A 17,821-nucleotide genomic window follows, 5' to 3' on the forward strand; every position below is an offset into this window, starting at 1 on the left:
TACGACCTGTTCACCCGCACCACCACCCGCAACCACTACGCGGTGGTGCAGGAGCTGTTCACCGGGCTGCACCGCAACGGCTACATCGTCCCCAAGGTCACCACCGGGGCGATCTCCCCGTCCACCGGGCGGACCCTGCCCGACCGCTACATCGAGGGCACCTGCCCGATCTGCGGCTACGACAGCGCCCGCGGCGACCAGTGCGACAACTGCGGCAACCAGCTCGACCCGATCGACCTGATCAACCCCAAGTCCAAGATCAACGGCGAGACGCCGGAGTTCGTCGAGACCGAGCACTTCTTCCTCGACCTGCCCGCCCTCGCCGACGCGCTGCGCCAGTGGCTTGACACCCGGGAGGGCTGGCGGCCCAACGTGCTGCGCTTCTCCCGCAACCTGCTCGACGACCTCCAGCCCCGGGCCATCACCCGGGACCTCGAATGGGGTGTGCCGATCCCGCTGGAGGGCTGGCAGGAGCGCGGCGACAAGCGGATCTACGTCTGGTTCGACGCGGTGATCGGCTACCTCTCCGCGTCCATCGAGTGGGCCCGGCGCACCGGCGACCCGGACGCGTGGCGCAGGTGGTGGTCGGCCGACGGGGAGGGCAAGGACTCCCCGGGCTACTACTTCATGGGCAAGGACAACATCGTCTTCCACTCGGTGATCTGGCCGGCCCTGCTCGGCGGCTACTCCGGCGCGGGCAGCCGCGACGGCCAGCCCGGCGACCTCGGCCGGCTCAACCTGCCCACCGAGGTCGTCTCCAGCGAGTACCTGACCATGGAGGGACGCAAGTTCTCCTCCTCCCGCAAGGTGGTCATCTACGTCCGGGACTTCCTGGAACGCTACGACGCCGACGCGCTGCGCTACTTCATCGCCGTCGCCGGCCCGGAGAGCAACGACACCGACTTCACCTGGGCCGAGTTCCTCCGCCGCAACAACGACGAACTCGTCGCCGGCTGGGGCAACCTGGTCAACCGGTCGGTCTCCATGGCGGCGAAGAACTTCGGCGCGATCCCGCCGGTCGACCCGGCCGGGCTCACCGAAGCCGACGAGGCGCTGCTCGCGGTGGCCCGCGCCGGTTTCGCCACGGTGGGCGACCTGATCGCCCGGCACCGGCAGAAGCAGGCCATCGGCGAGGCCATGAAGGTCGTCGCCGAGGCCAACCGCTACCTGTCCGAGCAGGCCCCGTGGAAGCTCAAGACCGAGGCCGACAAGCCCCGGATGGGCACCATCCTGCACGTCGCCCTCCAGGTGGTCAGCGACGCCAACACGCTGCTCACCCCGTTCCTGCCGCACTCCGCGCAAAAGATCCACGAACTGCTCGGCGGCACCGGCGTGCACGCCCCGATGCCGGTCCTCAAGGAGGTCGACGACCTCGACGGCGGGCCCGGCTACCCGGTGCTCACCGGGGACTACACCGTCGGCGCGCGCTGGGAGTCCGTACCGTTGCCGGCCGGCCGGCCGCTCGCCGCGCCGAAGCCGGTCTTCCGCAAGCTCGACCCGTCGATCGTCGACGAGGAACTCGCCCGGCTGGAGAGCTGACCGAAACGCGGGCGGCCCCGGGGGAACCCCCCGGGGCCGCAGTGCGCGGTACGTCAGGCGCGGGCCATCGCCGGCGCGCCGATGAACTCCATCAGCGCCCGGTTCACCTCGGTCGGGTGCGTCCACGGGATACCGTGCGGCGCCCCCTTCAGGGTGACCAGCGTGCCGTTGGGCAGCATCGACGCCAACCGCTGACCCGTCTTCGCAAACGGCAGCACGTTGTCCTTGTCGCCCTGGATGATCAGCACCGGGACGTCCATGTTCGGCACGTCGCCCCGGAAGTCGGTCTGCCAGGCGTCCACCGAGTCGTGGGTGCCCTTCGCCGACGCCTGCGCGCCGATCTGCCAGTGCGCCCGGTACGCCTCCTCGCTGACCCACCTGCCCCTGTTCTCGCTGTAGTTGAAGAACGCGTCGCAGAACTGGGTCAGGTAGGCGAACCGGTCCGCGAGGATCGCCTGCTGGAACCCGTCGAAGAGGCTCTTCTCGACGCCCTCCGGGTTGTCCTTGGTCTGCAACAGGTACGGCGCCAGCGGCGCCATCAGCACCGCCCGGTCCACCCGGCTCGACCCGTACGTGCCGAGGTAGCGGGTCACCTCACCGGTGCCCATCGAGTGGCCCACCAGGATCGCGTTACGCAGGTCCAACTCGGTCATCAGCACGTCGAGGTCGGCGGCGAAGGTGTCGTAGTCGTAACCCATGGCCGGCTGGGCCGAACTGCCGAACCCCCGCCGGTCGTAGGTGATCACCCGGTACCCGGCCGCGAGCAGCGGACCCGACATCTTCTCCCAGGTCGCCCCGTTGAACGGGAAGCCGTGGATCAGCACGATCGGCTGACCCTGCCCGTGATCCTCGTAGTACAGGTCGATCGGGGCGGAGTTCTCCGTACCCACGGTGATGAAGGGCATGCTCTTCTCCTGATCCGTCGGTGTCGGACCCGTCGCGCTTTCCCCGGCAGGCTCCCGTCATGCCTTCACAGCGCGTACGGCAGGTCCACCACCCGGTCGTCGGTCACCTCGGCGACCGGTGCCCACGTCTCGTACACGCCCCGTTCGTGGCACTGTGCCCCGGTGTCGCGTACCCCGTCCGGATCGGGCTGCCGCAGGCGCAACCGCAGCCAGCCGGCCTCCTCCCGGAGCACCAGGCACGCCACGCCCCGCCACCGGGCGTGGCGCAGCCGCCGGCCGACCGACTCCACCGGATAGCGGGCCGCCCGGGTCATCGCCAGCACCCGGAACCCGCCCGGCAGGTCCGCCACCGCCTCGTACTCCCCGCCGGCCAACCCGCCGACCAGCTGCGTCGACCGCGGCACCTCGCCGGTCGGCACGTACTCCTGGTCGGGTGAGAGCCCCGGCACCGCCGCCAGCAGGTGCCGCCACTGCGGCCCCACCATCCGCAACCAGCCCCGCTGCTCCGCCTGGTAGCTGTAGAGCACCACCTCGGCCCCGTCGGCGGTGTACGCCAGCAGGCTGGCGTTGGCGGGCATCGGCAGGTCGGCGAAGTCCCGGGTGACGAACTCCGGGATCAACTGCGCCGAACTCGGCACGAACCCGGTACCCAGCACCGGGGGGCCCAGCCGGTCCCGGGGCGGCAGCTCCAGCAGGCCCCGGTGCGTCCCGCCGACCGGCACGTCGTAGTCGCCCGGGTCGGCGACCCGCCAGCGCAGCGCGTACCCGACGTCGGTGCCGTCGCCGCTGGTGCCGTCGCCGCGCAGCACCGCCAGCGCGGCCGGCGTGCGCAGGTGCGCCACGTCGTGCTCGCGGTAGCAGAATCCGTGCGGCAACCACCCCCGCACGTACCCGGCGAGCTGCCGGGCGGAGAGCACCTTGACCATCCGGGTGCCGCGCCGCAGCAACGCCGAGGCGCGCACCGCGGTCAGCGTCGGATCGCCGGCGGCCGTGGGCTGCTGGCTGAGCTGGTGCACGTACGACCAGCCCCGGTCGCGGTGCACCGGCATCAGCAGCGCTGCCTCCGGCTCCTCGACCGGCGGCACGCCCCCGCTCACCTCGGTGACCTCGGTCACGTGCACGAACCGCCGCCACGGCCAGCTCACGCCCGGCCGGGGCGCCCACTCGAAACCGGGTGCCGCCTCGGCGCTGAACAGTTCGTAGGCCGCGCCCCGGGCCAGCTCCTCCGCCGGGTGGACCACCCCGCCGTACGTCACGCGCAACGCGGTCCGCCCGGAGGCCGCGCCGCTGGCCCGATCGGTGACGCTCATCCCGGCGAGGCTAGGCCGGCCAGGTTCCACCCCGGTGAACGTCCGGTGGCCGCCCGGGAACACCCCACCCCGTACGGGTCGGTGCCCCCGGCCGTCCCCGGTGTGTGATGCTGGCCGCGATGACCGAACGGACCGAATCCCGCAAGCAGCGTGCCGCCCGCCGGGCCGGTGAGTTCCCGCCCGCCCCGCCGCCGCTGCCCCGCCCCGTGCTGGACAGCCACACCCACCTCGACATCACCGTCAGCGAGGCCGGCGTGCCCGGCGGAGGCGACGCCGCCGACCCGGTGGCCGCCGCGATCGAGGTGGCCGCCGCCGTCGGCGTGGACCGGCTCGTGCAGGTCGGCGTGGACGTCGGCTCGTCCCGCTGGGGGGCCGACGTCGCCGACCGGTACCCGGCGGTGCTCGCCACCGTGGCGCTGCACCCCAACGAGGCACCCCGGCTGGCCGACCTGGACGCCGCGCTGCGCGAGATCGAGACGCTGGCCGCCCGGGACCGGGTCCGGGGCGTCGGCGAGACCGGGATGGACTTCTTCCGCACCGGCGACGACGGCCGGGCCGCCCAGGAGGAGAGCTTCCGGGCCCACATCGCCATCGCCAAGCGGTACGGCAAGGCCCTGGTCATCCACGACCGGGACGCCCACGCCGACGTGCTGCGCATCCTCGACGACGAGGGCGCCCCGGACACGGTGGTGCTGCACTGCTTCTCCGGCGACGCCGACTTCGCCCGCGAGTGCGTCCGCCGGGGCCACCTGCTCAGCTTCGCCGGCACCGTCACCTTCGGCAGCGCCGCCGCGCTGCGCGAGGCCGCCGCGCTCACCCCGATCGACCAGATCCTCGTCGAGACCGACGCGCCCTACCTGACCCCGATGCCGCACCGGGGCCGGCCCAACGCGTCGTACCTGATCCCGCTGACGGTCCGGTCGCTGGCCGAGACCACCGGGGCCGACCTCGACGAGCTGTGCGCCGCCATCTCCGCCACCGGCGACCGGGTCTTCGGGCCGTGGTGACCGACCCGCGACCCGCGACTACGCTTCGGGGCGTGACCGGCCTGCTCGGCCCGGCGGAGATCCGGGAACTCGCCGCGCGCCTCGGCGTCAACCCGACCAAGAAGCTCGGCCAGAACTTCGTGCACGACCCGAACACCGTCCGCCGGATCGTCACCGCGGCCGGGCTCACCGGGGACGACGTGGCGTTGGAGGTCGGCCCCGGCCTCGGCTCGCTCACCCTGGCCCTGCTGCCGGCCGCCGCGCACCTGCACGCGGTGGAGATCGACCCGGTGCTGGCCGGCGCGCGGCCGCAGACCGCCGCCACCCCCGCCGGCCCGGACGCCGCCCGGCTCACCGTGCACCGGGCCGACGCGTTGCGGATCACCGCCGCCGCCCTGGCCGACCCGCCGCCCACCGCGCTGGTGGCGAACCTGCCCGACAACGTGGCCGTGCCGGTGGTGCTGCACCTGCTCGCCGAGCTGCCCACCCTGCGGCACGGCCTGGTGATGGTGCAGAAGGAGGTCGCCGACCGGCTGGTCGCCGGCCCCGGCTCCAAGGTGTACGGCATCCCGTCGGTCAAGCTCGCCTGGTACGCCCGATCCCGCGCCGCCGGTCGGGTGCCACCGAACGTGTTCTGGCCGGTGCCGAACGTCGACTCCGGACTGGTCGCCTTCACCCGCCGCGAACCACCCCGCGACGACGTGCCCCGGCAGGCCGTCTTCGCCGTGGTCGACGCCGCGTTCGCCCAGCGCCGCAAGACGTTGCGGGCCGCGCTGGCGGGCTGGGCGGGTGGCCCCGACCGGGCCGCCGCGGCGCTCACCGCCGCCGGGGTCGACCCCGGTGCACGCGGGGAGTCACTCACCGTGGAGCAGTTCGCCGCGATCGCCGCGTCGGCTCCGACCGTCGCGCCGGTCGCACAGTAGGCTGACGCCGTGCCCGCCGAGGAACACGCCGCACCTGCGCGTACGACCTGGTTGCCGGCCGGTACGCCGCCGGCCGCCGACGCCGCCGAGGAGCTGATCGTGGAGATGCCGTTCGACATCCGCCCGTGCCGGTGGGACGTCACCCGGTGACCGAGGCCTGGCGACCGGACGACGATGACGACCAGCGTCGGGGCAGCAGCGGCCCGGTACGGGTCCGGGTCCCCGCGAAGGTCAACCTGCACCTCGGGGTGGGCCCGCTGCGCCGGGACGGTTACCACGAGCTGAACACCGTCTACCACGCGATCTCGATCTACGACGAGTTGACCGCCCGCCGGGGTGACACCCTCACCCTGACCATGGAGGGCGAGGGCGCCGGCGAACTGGCCCTGGACGACTCCAACCTGGCCATCCGTGCCGCCCACGCGCTCGCCGGCTACGCCGGGGTGCTGCCGCACGCCCGGCTGCACCTGCGCAAGCAGATCCCGCTCGCCGGTGGGCTGGCCGGGGGCAGCGCCGACGCCGCCGCCGCGCTGGTCGCCTGTGACGCCCTGTGGGGCACCGGGTTGTCCCGCGACGAACTGGCCGGGATCGCCGCCGACCTCGGTTCCGACGTGCCGTTCCTGATCCACGGCGGCACCGCGCTGGGCACCGGCCGGGGCGAGGCGGTCAGCCCGGTGCTGGCCCGTCCCACCTCCTGGCACTGGGTGGTGGCCGTCGCCGACGGCGGCCTGTCCACCCCCGCCGCCTACCGGGAACTCGACCGGCTGCGTGCCGCCGGTACCGCCGGTACGCCGCTGGGCAGCACCGACGGCCTGCTCGGCGCGCTGCGCCAACGTGACCCCCGGGTGCTCGCCGGCTGCCTCGGCAACGATCTGCAGGACGCCGCCCTGTCGATGCGCCCGGCCCTGGCCGACACGTTGAAGGCCGGGGAGGCCGCCGGCGCGCTCGCCGGGATCGTCTCTGGCTCCGGCCCGACCTGCGTCTTCCTCGCCCGCGACGCCGCCGACGCGCAGCGGATCGCCACCGAGGTGCAGGCCGCCGGGGTGTGCCGGGAGACCCGGGTGGCCCACGGCCCGGTGCCCGGGGCCCGCGTCGGCTGAGCTGTCCCCGGGTGGAGATCGACTCCCGTGGGCCGGGGTTGCGGTATCCGGCGACCGGGAACCCGCAACATCGGCCCCGATGAGTTGATCAACCCGTCTCGACCTGCTGTCCGGGGCGGCCCGGCCCCGGTTGCGGCACGGGCGGGTGGGGCGGCGCGGATGTCCGCGTACCCTTGCCCCAGGCGTCCCGAGGTGCCCGCCGGCACCGGGACGCCTTGATCATGAAAGGTGGGACCGTGGCCAACATCGTCAACCTGGACCGGGTGTCCAAGGGGTACGGCGCCGCCGGGCCGCTGCTCACCGACGTCTCGCTCGGCCTCGACGACGCCGACCGGATCGGCGTGGTCGGCCTCAACGGCGCCGGCAAGTCCACCCTGCTGCGTATGCTCACCAAACAGGAGGACCCCGACGACGGCCGGGTCACCCACCGCCGCGACCTGCGGGTGCTCTGGCTGCCGCAGGCTCTCACCCTGACCCCCGAGGCCACCGTGCGGGACGTGGTGCTCGGCACCGCCTGGCTCGCCGAGGGGATGGGCGCCGAACACGAGTGGGCCGGCGACGCCGGGGTCCGCGCCATCCTCGACGGCCTCGGCATGCCCCACCTCGGCCTCGACCAGCCGGTCGGCCCGATGTCCGGTGGCGAGCGCCGCCGGGTGGCGCTGGCCGCCCTGCTGGTCCGCGAATCCGACCTGCTCATCCTCGACGAACCCACCAACCACCTCGACGTCGGCGGCGTCGACTGGCTCGCCCGGCACCTCGTCGGCCGCCGGGGCGCGCTCGTCGTGGTCACCCACGACCGGTGGTTCCTCGACGCGGTTTGCACCACCACCTGGGAGGTCGCCGACCAGACCGTCCGGGCCTACGAGGGCGGCTTCGCCGCCTGGACGCTGGCCCGCGCCGAACGGGAACGGGTCGCCGCCGCCACCGAGGCCCGCCGGCAGAACCTGCTCCGCAAGGAGATCGCCTGGCTGCGGCGCGGCCCGCCCGCCCGCACCTCCAAGCCGAAGTTCCGCATCGACGCGGCCAACGCGCTCATCGACGACGTGCCGCCGCCGCGCGACACCATGTCGTTGCAGCGGATGGCGACCGCCCGGCTCGGCAAGCAGGTGTACGACCTGGAACACGTCCGGTTGCACGCCGGCCCCAAGGAGATCCTGCACGACACCACCTGGCAGGTCGGCCCCGGCGACCGGATCGCCATCCTCGGGCGCAACGGCGCCGGCAAGACCACCCTGCTGCGGTTGCTGGCCGGCATCACCCGCGCCGACGGCGGCCGGTTCCACACCGGCTCCACCGTCAAACCGGCGTTCCTCTCCCAGGAACTCGCCGAACTCCCCGGCCACCTGCGCGTCCTGGAGGCCGTCGAGGAGGTCGCCCGGCGGGTGCAGCTCGGCGACCGGGAGATCTCCGCCGCCCAGCTCGCCGAGGTGTTCGGCTTCGACGACCGGCGGCTCTGGACCCCGGTGGGGGACCTCTCCGGTGGGGAACGCCGCCGGCTGCAGATGCTCCGGCTGCTCGCCGGGGAACCCAACGTGCTGCTCTTCGACGAGCCCACCAACGACCTGGACACCGACACCCTCGCCGCGCTGGAGGACCTGCTCGACTCCTGGCCCGGCACGATCATCGTGGCCAGCCACGACCGGTACCTGATCGAACGGGTCACCGACGCCGCGTACGGGATGTTCGGCGACGGCCGGCTGGTGCACCTGCCCGGCGGCGTCGACGAGTACCTGGCCCGCGCCGCCGGCCCGGGTCCGGCCCGCACCACGACCGGCCCCGCCGAAAGCCCCGAGGCCCCGGCCACGGGTGGCATGTCCGCCGCCGAGGCCCGGCAGGCCCGCAAGGAGCTGACCCGGCTGGAACGGCAGATCGGCAAGCTCGACCAGAAGGAGGCCACCCTCCTCGACCAGCTCGCCACGCACGCCACCGACTACGCCCGGGTCGCCGACCTCGACGCGCAGCTCAAGGAGGTACGCGCCGAACGGGAACGGACCGAGGAGACCTGGCTGACCCTCGCCGACGAGATCCCGCCCCTGTAGACCAGGGACGACCCCGTGTGCGGCGTCACACCGCGCCGTACGGGACAATCGTCGGCGACCCTCACCTCGAACGGCGTTGGAGACACAGTCATGGCCCACACCCCCGTCAACCACCCCGCGCGGCCGGTCTACCGGGCGATCGGCGGGCTCATCGGTCTCTACCTCGTGGTCTTCGGCGTGCTCGGCGTCATCGCCAGCGCCGGCAACGACATCTTCGCCCAGGACGACACCAAGGTCCTCGGCCAGGGCACCAACCTCGGGTTCTCGCTGCTGTCCGTGCTGTTCGGGGTGGTCATCCTGGTCGGCACGGTGATCGGCCGCAACCTCGACGTGGCGATCAACCAGTGGCTGGCCTACACCCTGATGGTGATCACCCTCGCCGGCCTGGCCTTCCTCCAGACCGACGCCAACGTCGCCAACTTCAGCATCCTCACGGTGATCGTGCTGATGACCCTCAGCCTCGTCCTGCTGATGGTCGGCATGTACGGCAAGGTCGGCACCGAGGACGAGAAGGAAGCCTGGCAGAAGGCCCGCCTGGTGCTCTGACCCGCTCCGCGGCGCGCGGGCCGGGATGTGGCGTGACCTGGCGTTTCTCCGACACCGTACGGCGGGACGGGAGACAATCGTCCCGACACGTCGTCCGCGCAGGAGGGGCCATGGCGCACTTTCCGGTCAACCACCCGGCCCGCCCGCTGTACCGGGTCTTCGCCGGCCTCGTCGGCCTCTACATCCTGGTCTTCGGCGCGTTCGGCGTCGTACAGACCTGGGGTGAACCGCTGTTCGCCCGGGGCAGCCACTGGGCCCTGGGTCTGCGTACCAACCTGGCGTTCTCGCTGGTCTCGGTCGTCTTCGGGGTCGTCCTGATCATCGGGGCGTCCCGGCGCGGCAACCTCGGGCACGTCATGAACCTCACCGCCGGGGTGGTCTTCATGGTCACCGGCATCGCGATGATGAGCGTGCTCCAGACCCGCGCCAACATCCTCAACTTCTCGATGTCGACGGTGATCGTCTCGCTGCTGTTCGGCCTGCTGCTCCTCGCCACCGGTCTCTACGACAAGATCGGCACCGACGAGCACGCCGCCCAGGAACGCGCCGACCGGCTCCACCCGGCCCGCTGACCCGCCGCTCAGCCGCCCGGACGCACGGTGGTCAGGCCCGGCCCCGCCTCCAGGTGCGACAACCCGTTCCAGGCCAGGTTCACCAGGTGCGCCGCCACCGTCTCCTTGCCCGGCTGGCGGACCTCCAACCACCAGCGCCCGGTCAACGCCACCATCCCCACCAGCGCCTGGGAATACAGCTCGGCCAGCTTCGGGTCGTAACCCCGGCTGGAGAACTCGGCACCCAGGATGTGCTCCACCTGGTGCGCCACGTCGTTCATCACGCTGCTGAAGTTGCCGGCCGCCGACATCAACGGCGACTCCCGCACCAGCACCCGGAACCCGCTGGTCTCCTCCTCGATGTAGCCCAGCAACGCCAGCGCCGCTTGCTCCAGCAACTCCCGCGGATGACCGGCGGTCAACGCCGCGGCGATCCGGTCCAGCAGGGCCCGCACCTCCCGGTCGACGACCACCGCGTACAGGCCCTCCTTGCCGCCGAAGTGCTCGTAGACCACCGGCTTGGAGACCTGCGCCCGCGCCGCAACCTCCTCGATCGAGGTCGCGTCGAAGCCCTTCTCGGCGAACACCTGCCGGCCGATCGCGATCAACTGCTCGCGCCGCTGCGCGGCCGACATCCGTACCCGGGCGGCCGGCTTCGGGCCCGCCGCCGGCACCGCCCGTCGTGTGCCGGTGTTCTCCCCAGTCGGGGGCTGCGCCATCTCGTCACCTCGCCGGCGCTCGGTGACGCCCTGTCGTGGAATGCTCCGGTCGTGCCCGTCTGTCTCGGTCACCCGGCCATCCTGCCAGGTGGCACCCCGGGGCACCGCCGGGTTCAGCGCCCCAGCGGCTCCCGCACCCGCTTCGCCGCCACCCGTTCCGGCTTCGGCCACCGCACGTCGTGCACCGCGCCGGCCCGCTCCAGCAACCAGATCACCCGGGCCGACGGGTCCCACTGCCCACGCAGCACCCCGTGCCGGGCGCTCGTCGGCTCGGCGTGGTGCAGGTTGTGCCAGCTCTCCCCGAACGACAGCAGGGCCAGCGGCCAGAAGTTGGCCGCCCGGTCGCCCGGCCGCATCGCGAACGGACGCTCACCGTAGACGTGGCAGACCGAGTTGATCGCCCAGGTCACGTGGTGCAACAGGGCGATCCGGACCAGCCCGCCCCAGAAGAACCCGCTCAGCGCGCCGGCCCACGACCAGGTCAGCAGCCCGCCCATCAGCGCCGGGCCGAGCAGCGAGACGGCCACCAGCAGCGGCGAGAGCCGGTCCACCCGGCGGGTGTCCGGATCGGCGAGCAGATCCGGCGCGAACCGCTCCCGGTTGGACAGCTCCCGGCCGAACAACCACCCCAGGTGCGCGTGGAACAGCCCCTTGGCCAGGCCCCGCACGCTCTCGCCGTACCGCCAGGGGGAGTGCGGGTCGCCGTCGAGGTCGGCGAAGGCGTGGTGCCGCCGGTGGTCGGCCACCCACTGGATGATCTCGCCCTGCACCGCGAACGACCCGGCGACCGCCAGGGCCACCCGGACCGGGCGGCGGGCCTTGAACGCGCCGTGGGTGAAGTACCTGTGGTAACCCACGGTGATGCCGAGCCCGGACACCACGTACCAGAGGGCCGCGACGAGAACGTCGGTCGGGTGTAGCCAGCCACCCCAGGCCACCGGCACGGCGGCGAGCAGGGCCAGGAACGGCACCACCACGAACGCCCAGAGGGCGATCAGGATGCCCCGCGACTGGGGGCCCTGGGTGAGCGGCTTCGGGCCGGCGGCACCGGCGTCCCGCAGGGTGGTCGACATGGCACCTCGCAGCGGTCGGATACGCCTACGTCACCGTAACCTACGGTCCGGCCACAGTGGAGTGAACAGTGGCGCACGTGAATGAGTCAAGTGTCATACGGTTGTCTTAACCTGCCGGTCATGACCGATCCGACGGCCGCCGAGGTGCCCCGGCCGGGCGTCGGTGCACCCCCGGCCGGCACCCGACGACCCGCCGCCCGCGACGAGCTGCGCGCGGCGGCGGTGGCACTGCGCGGCGAGGGCCGCTCGGTCGGCGACATCGCGGCCCGGTTGGGCGTCGCGAAGTCCACCGCCTACCTCTGGGTGCGCCACCTCCCCCTCGACCCGGACGAGGAGGTCGCCCGCGAGCGTCGACGGGCGCACTCCAAGGTGATGACGGATGCCCGGTGGTCGGCCCACCGGCAGGCACGGGACGCCGCCCGGGCGGCGGCTGTGGCGGACGCCGCGGCATTGGTGGGGTCGATGGAACACCGCGAGCTGGTCATGGTGGGGGCGGCGCTCTACTGGGCGGAGGGGGAGAAGGCCAAGCCATGGCGGCCTCACGAGTGCCGGGTCAGGTTCATCAACAGTGATCCCGGGCTGGTCGGTATCTTCGTCCGCTTCGTCGAGGCGATGGGTGTGTCCCGCGAGGCCCTGCGCTTCCGGGTGAGCATCCACGAGACCGCCGACGCTGAAGCAGCCGTGCGGTGGTGGGCTGAGCGGGTGGCTGTTCCGGCCGAAACGTTCCGCCCCACGTCGTTCAAGCGCCACCGGCCGACCACGGTGCGGCGCAACACGGGCGAGGAGTATCGAGGTTGTCTGATCGTCGAGGTGCCCAGGTCCCGGCAGTTGTACTGGCGGATAGAGGGGATCATGAAGGGAATGGGCGATGGCGCGGCTGGCGAGGGGCGCTAAGGTGTAGGAGGTCTGCCAAGCTATTCGGTTTGCACGTTTTAGACCTTCCCGGGTCGTCTAATGGCAGGACGTCAGGTTTTGGTCCTGATTGTAGGGGTTCGAGTCCTCTCCCGGGAGCTTCCGCTGATCCGCCCCCGAAGTCTGGTTAGCATGGCGGCGAGACTGTCACCTTCCCCGACGGGAGCCCACCCGTGTCCCAGCCCCACCGCCGTACCGTCGTCGTGCTCGCCGCGGGGGAGGGCAAGCGGATGAAGTCGGCGCTGCCCAAGGTGCTGCACCCACTGCTCGGCCGGACGCTGCTCGGGCACGTGCTGGCCGCGGCCGGGCCGTTGCGCGCGGACCTGACCGTGGTGGTGGTCGGCCACGGGGCCGATCAGGTCCGTGCCCACCTGGCCGAGGTCGCCCCGGACGCCACCGCGGTGCTCCAGGCCGAGCAGCTCGGCACCGGGCACGCCGTACGGATCGCGTTGGACGCGGTGCCGGAGGCCACCGGCACCGTCGTGGTGATCAACGGGGACGTGCCGCTGCTGCGCACCGAGACGGTGGACGCCCTGGTCGCGGCGCACGAGGGTGAGGGCGCGGCGGCCACGGTGCTCGCCGCCGAGGTGCCCGACCCGACCGGCCTGGGCCGGATCGTCCGGGACACCGCCGGCCGGCTGGAGCAGATCGTCGAGGAGCGTGACGCGAGCCCCGCCCAGCGGGCGCTGCGGGAGATCAACGCCGGCATCTACGCCTTCGACCTGGCCCGGCTGCGGGCCGCGCTGGGCAAACTCTCCACCGACAACGACCAGGGCGAGGAGTACCTCACCGACGTCTTCGGGCTGCTCGTCTCGGCCGGCGAGCCGGTGGGGGTGCACGTGGCCGCCGACCACGTCGAGACCCTGGGCTGCAACGACCGGGTGGAGTTGGCCGGGCTGCGCCGGCTGCTGCGCGACCGGGTCAACGAGGCGTGGATGCGGACCGGGGTGACGATCCTGGACCCGGCGACCACCTGGATCGACGTGACCGCCACCGTCGAACGGGACGCGGTGCTCGACCAGAACACCCAGTTGCGCGGGGCCACCGTGGTGGGGGCCGAGGCGGTGGTCGGGCCGGACGTCACGTTGATCGATACGGTGGTGGGGCCGGCGGCGACCGTGCTGCGCAGCCACGCCACCGGCGCCGAGGTGGGCGCGGGGGCGAGCGTCGGCCCGTACGCCTACCTGCGCCCGGCGGCGCGGCTGGCCGAGAAGGCGAAGGTGGGCACGTTCGTCGAGGTGAAGAACTCCGAGGTCGGACCGGGCGCGAAGGTGCCGCACCTGTCGTACGTGGGGGACGCGACGATCGGGGCGAAGGCGAACATCGGCGCGGCGACGATCTTCGTGAACTACGACGGGGTGAACAAGCACCGCACGGTGGTCGGTGACGGTGCGTTCGTCGGCTGTGACACGAACCTGATCGCGCCGGTCGAGGTGGGTGCGGGGGCGTACGTGGCGGCGGGTAGCGCGTTGAGTCAGAACGTGCCGCCGGGGGCGTTGGGGGTGACCCGGGCGCCGCAGCGCAACATCGAGGGGTGGGTGCTGCGTAACCGGCCGGGCACGGTCTCCGCGCGGGCCGCCGAGCAGGCCCGGACGGCCGGTGAGGATGCGTCGGGTGGGCCGGCGTCGGCAAGTGAAGGTGAGGCAATCCACGGGGGTGCCGAGACGGTGTGAGGGTCGCCGTGGTCGGGGCATACTGCAACCGAGCAGCCCCGGCCCACCGCCGCCGGGCACCACCGACCAACGGGAGCAGACGGGCCCATGGGCAGCATCGTCGCCGAAAACCGCAAGAGCCTGATGCTCTTTTCCGGACGTGGCTTTCCGGAGTTGGCCAAGGAGATCGGTGAGGTGCTCGGTGTAGCGCCGACCCCTTCCGACGCGTACGAGTTCGCCAACGGTGAGATCTTCGTACGGTTCCGGGACTCGGTGCGTGGTTCGGACGCCTTCGTGGTGCAGTCCGTCACGCACGGGGTCAACACCTGGGTCATGGAGACCCTGATCATGATCGATGCGTTGAAGCGGGGTTCGGCGAAGCGGATCACCGTGGTCCTGCCGTTCTACCCGTACTCCCGGCAGGACAAGAAGCACCGCGGTCGGGAGCCGATCTCGGCGCGGCTCGTGGCCGACCTGCTCAAGACGGCCGGCGCGAACCGGATCCTCACCGTCGACCTGCACACCGCGCAGATCCAGGGCTTCTTCGACGGCCCGGTGGACCACCTGTTCGCGATGGACATCCTCGCCGAGTACGTGGAGCACAAGTTCGCCGGCCGGCCGATGACCGTGGTGGCACCGGACTCGGGCCGGGTACGGGTGGCGGAGCGGTGGACGGACCGCCTCGGTGGTTGTCCGTTGGCGTTCATCCACAAGACCCGCGACCCGTTGAAGCCCAACCAGGTGGTGGCGAACCGGGTGGTCGGTGAGGTCGAGGGTCGGGTCTGCCTGATCGTCGACGACATGATCGACACCGGTGGGACGATCACCAAGGCGGCGGACATCCTCAAGGAGTCCGGTGCGGCGGAGATCGTGGTGGCCTCCACCCACGCCCTGCTGTCCGACCCGGCGACGGAGCGGTTGAAGAACAGTCCGATCACCGAGGTGGTGGTGACGAACACGCTGCCGCTGCCGCCGGAGAAGCAGTTGGACAAGCTCACCGTGCTGTCGATCGCGCCGTTGCTGGCGCGGGCGATCCGGGAGGTCTTCGACGACGGGTCGGTGACCACCCTCTTCGGTGGCCTGAGCTGACGCCCGCCCCGGGGAACGCGCGGGCCGGTCGGGTGCGACCGGCCCGGCGTCGCCGGGTCCGACGCGCGGGGCGGCGGCGCATGGCGGGGACTGCCGGAAGGCGCGGAAAGACCTCGGGTAGACTGGTGCGGTTGCCACGGCGAGGGTGCCCGGCGGGCCGCTGATCGAGCGCCGCACGGAGGCACCGTCATCGACGCGGTGCTCCGGGCAGTCGTTCATGACGCATGAGCCCCAAGCGAGCCCCTCGCCCCAGCACCGCCAGACGACAAGCCGCCGTAGCGTTGAGCATCAGGAGTTTTCCCGTGTCCGAGGTAAAGATCAGCGCCGAGCCCCGTACGGAGTTCGGCAAGGGTGGTGCCCGTCGTACCCGTCGGGCCGGCAAGGTGCCCGCCGTGCTGTACGGTCACGGCGAGAAGCCCAAGCACATCGCGCTGCCGTCGCGGGAGTTCGCCGCCGCGATCCGTAAGGGCGGCGCCAACCAGCTCTTCGCGATCGAGGTCAGCGACGGCACCCAGGTGCTGGCGCTGCCGAAGGCGATCCAGCGTGACCCGATCCGGGACAGCTTCGAGCACGTGGACCTGCTGCTGGTCCGTCGGGGCGAGAAGGTCACCGTCGAGGTCCCGGTCCAGCTGACCGGTGAGGCCGCGCGGGACACCCTGATCGTGCACGACCACGACACCCTCTCGGTGACCGCCGACGCCACCAAGGTGCCGGACCACCTGGAGGCGTCGATCGAGGGCCTGGAGGCCGGCAGCCAGGTCACCGCCGCCGACGTCGAGCTGCCCTCGGGTGTGGAGCTTGCCGCCGACGCGGAGCAGACGGTCGCCTCGGTGACTGCCGCCCCGACCGCCGAGCAGCTGGAGGCCACCCTGCCGGAGGTCGAGGCCCCGGCTGCGGAGGCCGAGGAGGCCGAGGGTGCGGAGGCCGCCGAGGGCGCCGAGGCTCCGGCCGCCGAGGGCGAGGAGAGCACCGAGGCGAAGACCGAGGCCTGACCGGTCGCATCGTTCACGGCAGGCGCTCCCGTCGCGGGGGCGCCTGCCGGCGTATCGGGGCACGGTCGGCGCGCAGACGGCGAGCGGGAGGTACGGGACGTGACGGACGAGACGGGGCCGTGGCTGGTGGTCGGCCTGGGCAATCCGGGTCGGGAGTACGCCGGGAACCGGCACAACGTCGGCTTCATGGTCGCCGAGTTGCTCGCCGTACGGCTGGGTGGGCGGTTCGGTCGGTACAAGCGGGTGGTGGCGGACGTCGCCGAGGGGCGGATCGGTTTCGGTGGGCCGAAGCTGGTGCTGCTCAAGCCGCAGACGTACATGAACCTGTCGGGTGGGCCGGTGGCCGCGCTGGCGCAGTTCCACAAGATCCCGGCCGAACGGGTGATCGCGGTGCACGACGAGCTGGACATCCCGTACGGGCAGTTGCGGGTGAAGCTGGGCGGCGGCGAGGGCGGGCACAACGGTCTGCGGTCGATGTCGAAGTCGCTGGGGACGAAGGACTACGTGCGGGTGCGCTTCGGCATCGGCCGGCCGCCGGGGCGGCAGGATCCGGCGGATTTCGTGCTGTCGGATTTCAGCACCGCGGAGCGCAAGGAGTTGGAGTTTCTGGTGGACCGGGCCGCTGACGTGGTGGAGTCGGTGGTCACCAAGGGCGTTGAGCCGACCCAGAACGCGTACCACGGGGTCTGAGTCGCGGGGGCGTACTCGTGGCGCGCCCGCGTTGGCGGTAGTCTGCGCGTTCTGGCGTGGCGCGACCGCGCGCGGGCCGTGGTAGGCGACGGGAGCGAGTTCGTGGGCAGTCCTCCGATGATCGACGGCGCGTTCGCCCGCTGGTTGGCGGACCGGGCCGGGCAGGCCCTGCTGGAGCTGCGCGCCGAGATGGGGTTCGCGGACGCGGCGGCGTTGAAGTCGGCCGGGGACAAGGTCTCGCACGATCTGATCCGCAGCGAGCTGGCGAAGTGGCGGCCCGGTGACGCGGTCCTCTCCGAGGAGGACGAGGGGTCGCGGCTGGTGGACACCACGGGCGGGGTGTCCCGGCGGACGGCCGACCGGGTGTGGATCATCGACCCGTTGGACGGGACCCGGGAGTTCTCCGAGGAGGGGCGCGCCGACTGGGCGGTGCACGTCGCGCTCTGGGCGCGTAACGCGCCGACGCCGCACGGTCTGGTGGCGGGGGCGGTGGGGTTGCCGGCACAGCACCGGGTGCTGGGCACGGACTACCCGCCCGCGTACCCGCCGATGACGGTGGAGGCGGCCACGACGGGCGACCGGACGCTGCGGTTGGCGGCGAGCCGGAGCCGGCCGCCGGCGTTCCTGACCGCGCTGGCCGAGGACGTGGGCGCACAGTTGGTGCCGATGGGTTCGGCGGGGGCGAAGATCGCGGCGGTGGTGACCGGTGACGTGGACGCCTACATCCACGCGGGCGGCCAGTACGAGTGGGACTCGGCGGCGCCGATCGCTGTGGCGACGGCCACCGGACTGCAC

At 72.4% G+C, this 17,821-nt stretch carries 18 protein-coding genes and 1 tRNA gene; 15 read left to right on the plus strand and 4 right to left on the minus strand.

Going from position 1 to position 17,821, the window contains the following annotated elements; all coding sequences use genetic code 11:
* A partial coding sequence (gene metG, locus ACOJTC_RS22415) for a methionine--tRNA ligase (protein WP_420118360.1) occupies nucleotides 1-1,539 on the plus strand: 1,539 nt, incomplete at its 5' end.
* Between the two features lie 53 nt (nucleotides 1,540-1,592).
* On the opposite strand, the gene ACOJTC_RS22420 is transcribed toward metG, so the two are convergent.
* Both ACOJTC_RS22420 and ACOJTC_RS22425 read right to left on the minus strand, forming a co-directional pair.
* Nucleotides 1,593-2,444: an alpha/beta fold hydrolase gene (locus ACOJTC_RS22420; RefSeq protein WP_204927390.1), complete on the minus strand. Its 852-nt coding sequence runs from the start codon at nucleotides 2,442-2,444 to the stop codon at nucleotides 1,593-1,595.
* Between the two features lie 65 nt (nucleotides 2,445-2,509).
* Entirely contained in the window at nucleotides 2,510-3,754 is a 1,245-nt protein-coding gene (locus tag ACOJTC_RS22425; protein WP_420118361.1) for a hypothetical protein, read from the minus strand.
* 107 nt (nucleotides 3,755-3,861) lie between these two features.
* Between ACOJTC_RS22425 and ACOJTC_RS22430 the strand changes: the two genes are divergently transcribed.
* The 7 genes from ACOJTC_RS22430 (at nucleotide 3,862) to ACOJTC_RS22460 (ending at nucleotide 9,920) form a co-directional block, all read left to right on the plus strand.
* Nucleotides 3,862-4,761 (plus strand): TatD family hydrolase, encoded by a 900-nt coding sequence (locus ACOJTC_RS22430; protein ID WP_420118362.1) that lies wholly within the window; start codon nucleotides 3,862-3,864, stop codon nucleotides 4,759-4,761.
* Nucleotides 4,762-4,793: 32 nt separating this feature from the next.
* Nucleotides 4,794-5,663, plus strand: a complete 870-nt coding sequence (gene rsmA, locus ACOJTC_RS22435) for a 16S rRNA (adenine(1518)-N(6)/adenine(1519)-N(6))-dimethyltransferase RsmA (RefSeq protein WP_420118363.1) — start codon at nucleotides 4,794-4,796, stop codon at nucleotides 5,661-5,663.
* A 9-nt stretch (nucleotides 5,664-5,672) separates the two neighbouring features.
* Nucleotides 5,673-5,813: a hypothetical protein gene (locus ACOJTC_RS22440; protein ID WP_204927394.1), complete on the plus strand. Its 141-nt coding sequence runs from the start codon at nucleotides 5,673-5,675 to the stop codon at nucleotides 5,811-5,813.
* Nucleotides 5,810-6,763, plus strand: coding sequence for a 4-(cytidine 5'-diphospho)-2-C-methyl-D-erythritol kinase (locus ACOJTC_RS22445; protein WP_420118364.1), 954 nt, complete (start codon nucleotides 5,810-5,812; stop codon nucleotides 6,761-6,763). Before ACOJTC_RS22440 ends, ACOJTC_RS22445 begins: the two co-directional genes overlap by 4 nt.
* 236 nt (nucleotides 6,764-6,999) lie before the next feature.
* Entirely contained in the window at nucleotides 7,000-8,802 is a 1,803-nt protein-coding gene (locus ACOJTC_RS22450) for an ABC-F family ATP-binding cassette domain-containing protein (RefSeq protein ID WP_204927396.1), read from the plus strand.
* 90 nt (nucleotides 8,803-8,892) lie between these two features.
* Nucleotides 8,893-9,348: a DUF4383 domain-containing protein gene (locus ACOJTC_RS22455; protein ID WP_363657363.1), complete on the plus strand. Its 456-nt coding sequence runs from the start codon at nucleotides 8,893-8,895 to the stop codon at nucleotides 9,346-9,348.
* 110 nt (nucleotides 9,349-9,458) lie between these two features.
* Entirely contained in the window at nucleotides 9,459-9,920 is a 462-nt protein-coding gene (locus tag ACOJTC_RS22460; RefSeq protein WP_204927398.1) for a DUF4383 domain-containing protein, read from the plus strand.
* 8 nt (nucleotides 9,921-9,928) lie between these two features.
* Here ACOJTC_RS22460 and ACOJTC_RS22465 read toward each other — a convergent pair whose 3' ends face one another.
* Both ACOJTC_RS22465 and ACOJTC_RS22470 read right to left on the minus strand, forming a co-directional pair.
* Nucleotides 9,929-10,618, minus strand: coding sequence for a TetR family transcriptional regulator (locus ACOJTC_RS22465; RefSeq protein WP_420118365.1), 690 nt, complete (start codon nucleotides 10,616-10,618; stop codon nucleotides 9,929-9,931).
* A gap of 113 nt (nucleotides 10,619-10,731) precedes the next feature.
* Nucleotides 10,732-11,691 carry an acyl-CoA desaturase gene (locus ACOJTC_RS22470; RefSeq protein WP_420118366.1) on the minus strand — a complete coding sequence of 320 codons (960 nt, stop codon included), beginning with the start codon at nucleotides 11,689-11,691 and terminating at the stop codon, nucleotides 10,732-10,734.
* A gap of 120 nt (nucleotides 11,692-11,811) precedes the next feature.
* Here ACOJTC_RS22470 and ACOJTC_RS22475 point away from each other — a divergent pair, with 120 nt between their 5' ends.
* The 7 genes from ACOJTC_RS22475 to ACOJTC_RS22505 all read left to right on the plus strand — a co-directional run.
* On the plus strand, nucleotides 11,812-12,585 hold the full coding sequence (locus tag ACOJTC_RS22475) for a helix-turn-helix domain-containing protein (protein ID WP_420118367.1): 774 nt from the start codon (nucleotides 11,812-11,814) through the stop codon (nucleotides 12,583-12,585).
* A gap of 46 nt (nucleotides 12,586-12,631) precedes the next feature.
* Nucleotides 12,632-12,702, plus strand: a tRNA-Gln gene (locus ACOJTC_RS22480).
* Between the two features lie 74 nt (nucleotides 12,703-12,776).
* A complete protein-coding gene (gene glmU / locus ACOJTC_RS22485; protein ID WP_420118368.1) occupies nucleotides 12,777-14,276 on the plus strand; it encodes a bifunctional UDP-N-acetylglucosamine diphosphorylase/glucosamine-1-phosphate N-acetyltransferase GlmU in 1,500 nt (499 codons plus the stop codon).
* An 87-nt stretch (nucleotides 14,277-14,363) separates the two neighbouring features.
* Nucleotides 14,364-15,344 carry a ribose-phosphate diphosphokinase gene (locus ACOJTC_RS22490; RefSeq protein ID WP_145917824.1) on the plus strand — a complete coding sequence of 327 codons (981 nt, stop codon included), beginning with the start codon at nucleotides 14,364-14,366 and terminating at the stop codon, nucleotides 15,342-15,344.
* Nucleotides 15,345-15,646: 302 nt separating this feature from the next.
* The gene (locus tag ACOJTC_RS22495) at nucleotides 15,647-16,336 is read left to right on the plus strand and encodes a 50S ribosomal protein L25/general stress protein Ctc (protein ID WP_420118369.1); all 690 of its coding nucleotides are present in this window, start codon (nucleotides 15,647-15,649) and stop codon (nucleotides 16,334-16,336) included.
* A gap of 99 nt (nucleotides 16,337-16,435) precedes the next feature.
* On the plus strand, nucleotides 16,436-17,026 hold the full coding sequence (pth, locus tag ACOJTC_RS22500; RefSeq protein ID WP_204927404.1) for an aminoacyl-tRNA hydrolase: 591 nt from the start codon (nucleotides 16,436-16,438) through the stop codon (nucleotides 17,024-17,026).
* A gap of 117 nt (nucleotides 17,027-17,143) precedes the next feature.
* A partial coding sequence (locus ACOJTC_RS22505) for an inositol monophosphatase family protein (protein WP_420118370.1) occupies nucleotides 17,144-17,821 on the plus strand: 678 nt, incomplete at its 3' end.

It is taken from the genome of Micromonospora sp. (genome assembly GCF_048594385.1).
GTDB lineage: Bacteria > Actinomycetota > Actinomycetes > Mycobacteriales > Micromonosporaceae > Micromonospora > Micromonospora wenchangensis.

Excerpts from the sequence above, each read along its gene's own strand:
- ACOJTC_RS22425 (WP_420118361.1), bottom strand. The coding sequence starts at position 3,754 with ATGAGCGTCACCGATCGGGCCAGCGGCGCGGCCTCCGGGCGGACCGCG.
- ACOJTC_RS22430 (WP_420118362.1), top strand. The coding sequence starts at position 3,862 with ATGCTGGCCGCGATGACCGAACGGACCGAATCCCGCAAGCAGCGTGCC.
- ACOJTC_RS22460 (WP_204927398.1), top strand. The coding sequence starts at position 9,459 with ATGGCGCACTTTCCGGTCAACCACCCGGCCCGCCCGCTGTACCGGGTC.
- ACOJTC_RS22455 (WP_363657363.1), top strand. The coding sequence starts at position 8,893 with ATGGCCCACACCCCCGTCAACCACCCCGCGCGGCCGGTCTACCGGGCG.
- ACOJTC_RS22490 (WP_145917824.1), top strand. The coding sequence starts at position 14,364 with ATGGGCAGCATCGTCGCCGAAAACCGCAAGAGCCTGATGCTCTTTTCC.
- ACOJTC_RS22420 (WP_204927390.1), bottom strand. The coding sequence starts at position 2,444 with ATGCCCTTCATCACCGTGGGTACGGAGAACTCCGCCCCGATCGACCTG.
- ACOJTC_RS22470 (WP_420118366.1), bottom strand. The coding sequence starts at position 11,691 with ATGTCGACCACCCTGCGGGACGCCGGTGCCGCCGGCCCGAAGCCGCTC.
- ACOJTC_RS22475 (WP_420118367.1), top strand. The coding sequence starts at position 11,812 with ATGACCGATCCGACGGCCGCCGAGGTGCCCCGGCCGGGCGTCGGTGCA.
- ACOJTC_RS22465 (WP_420118365.1), bottom strand. The coding sequence starts at position 10,618 with ATGGCGCAGCCCCCGACTGGGGAGAACACCGGCACACGACGGGCGGTG.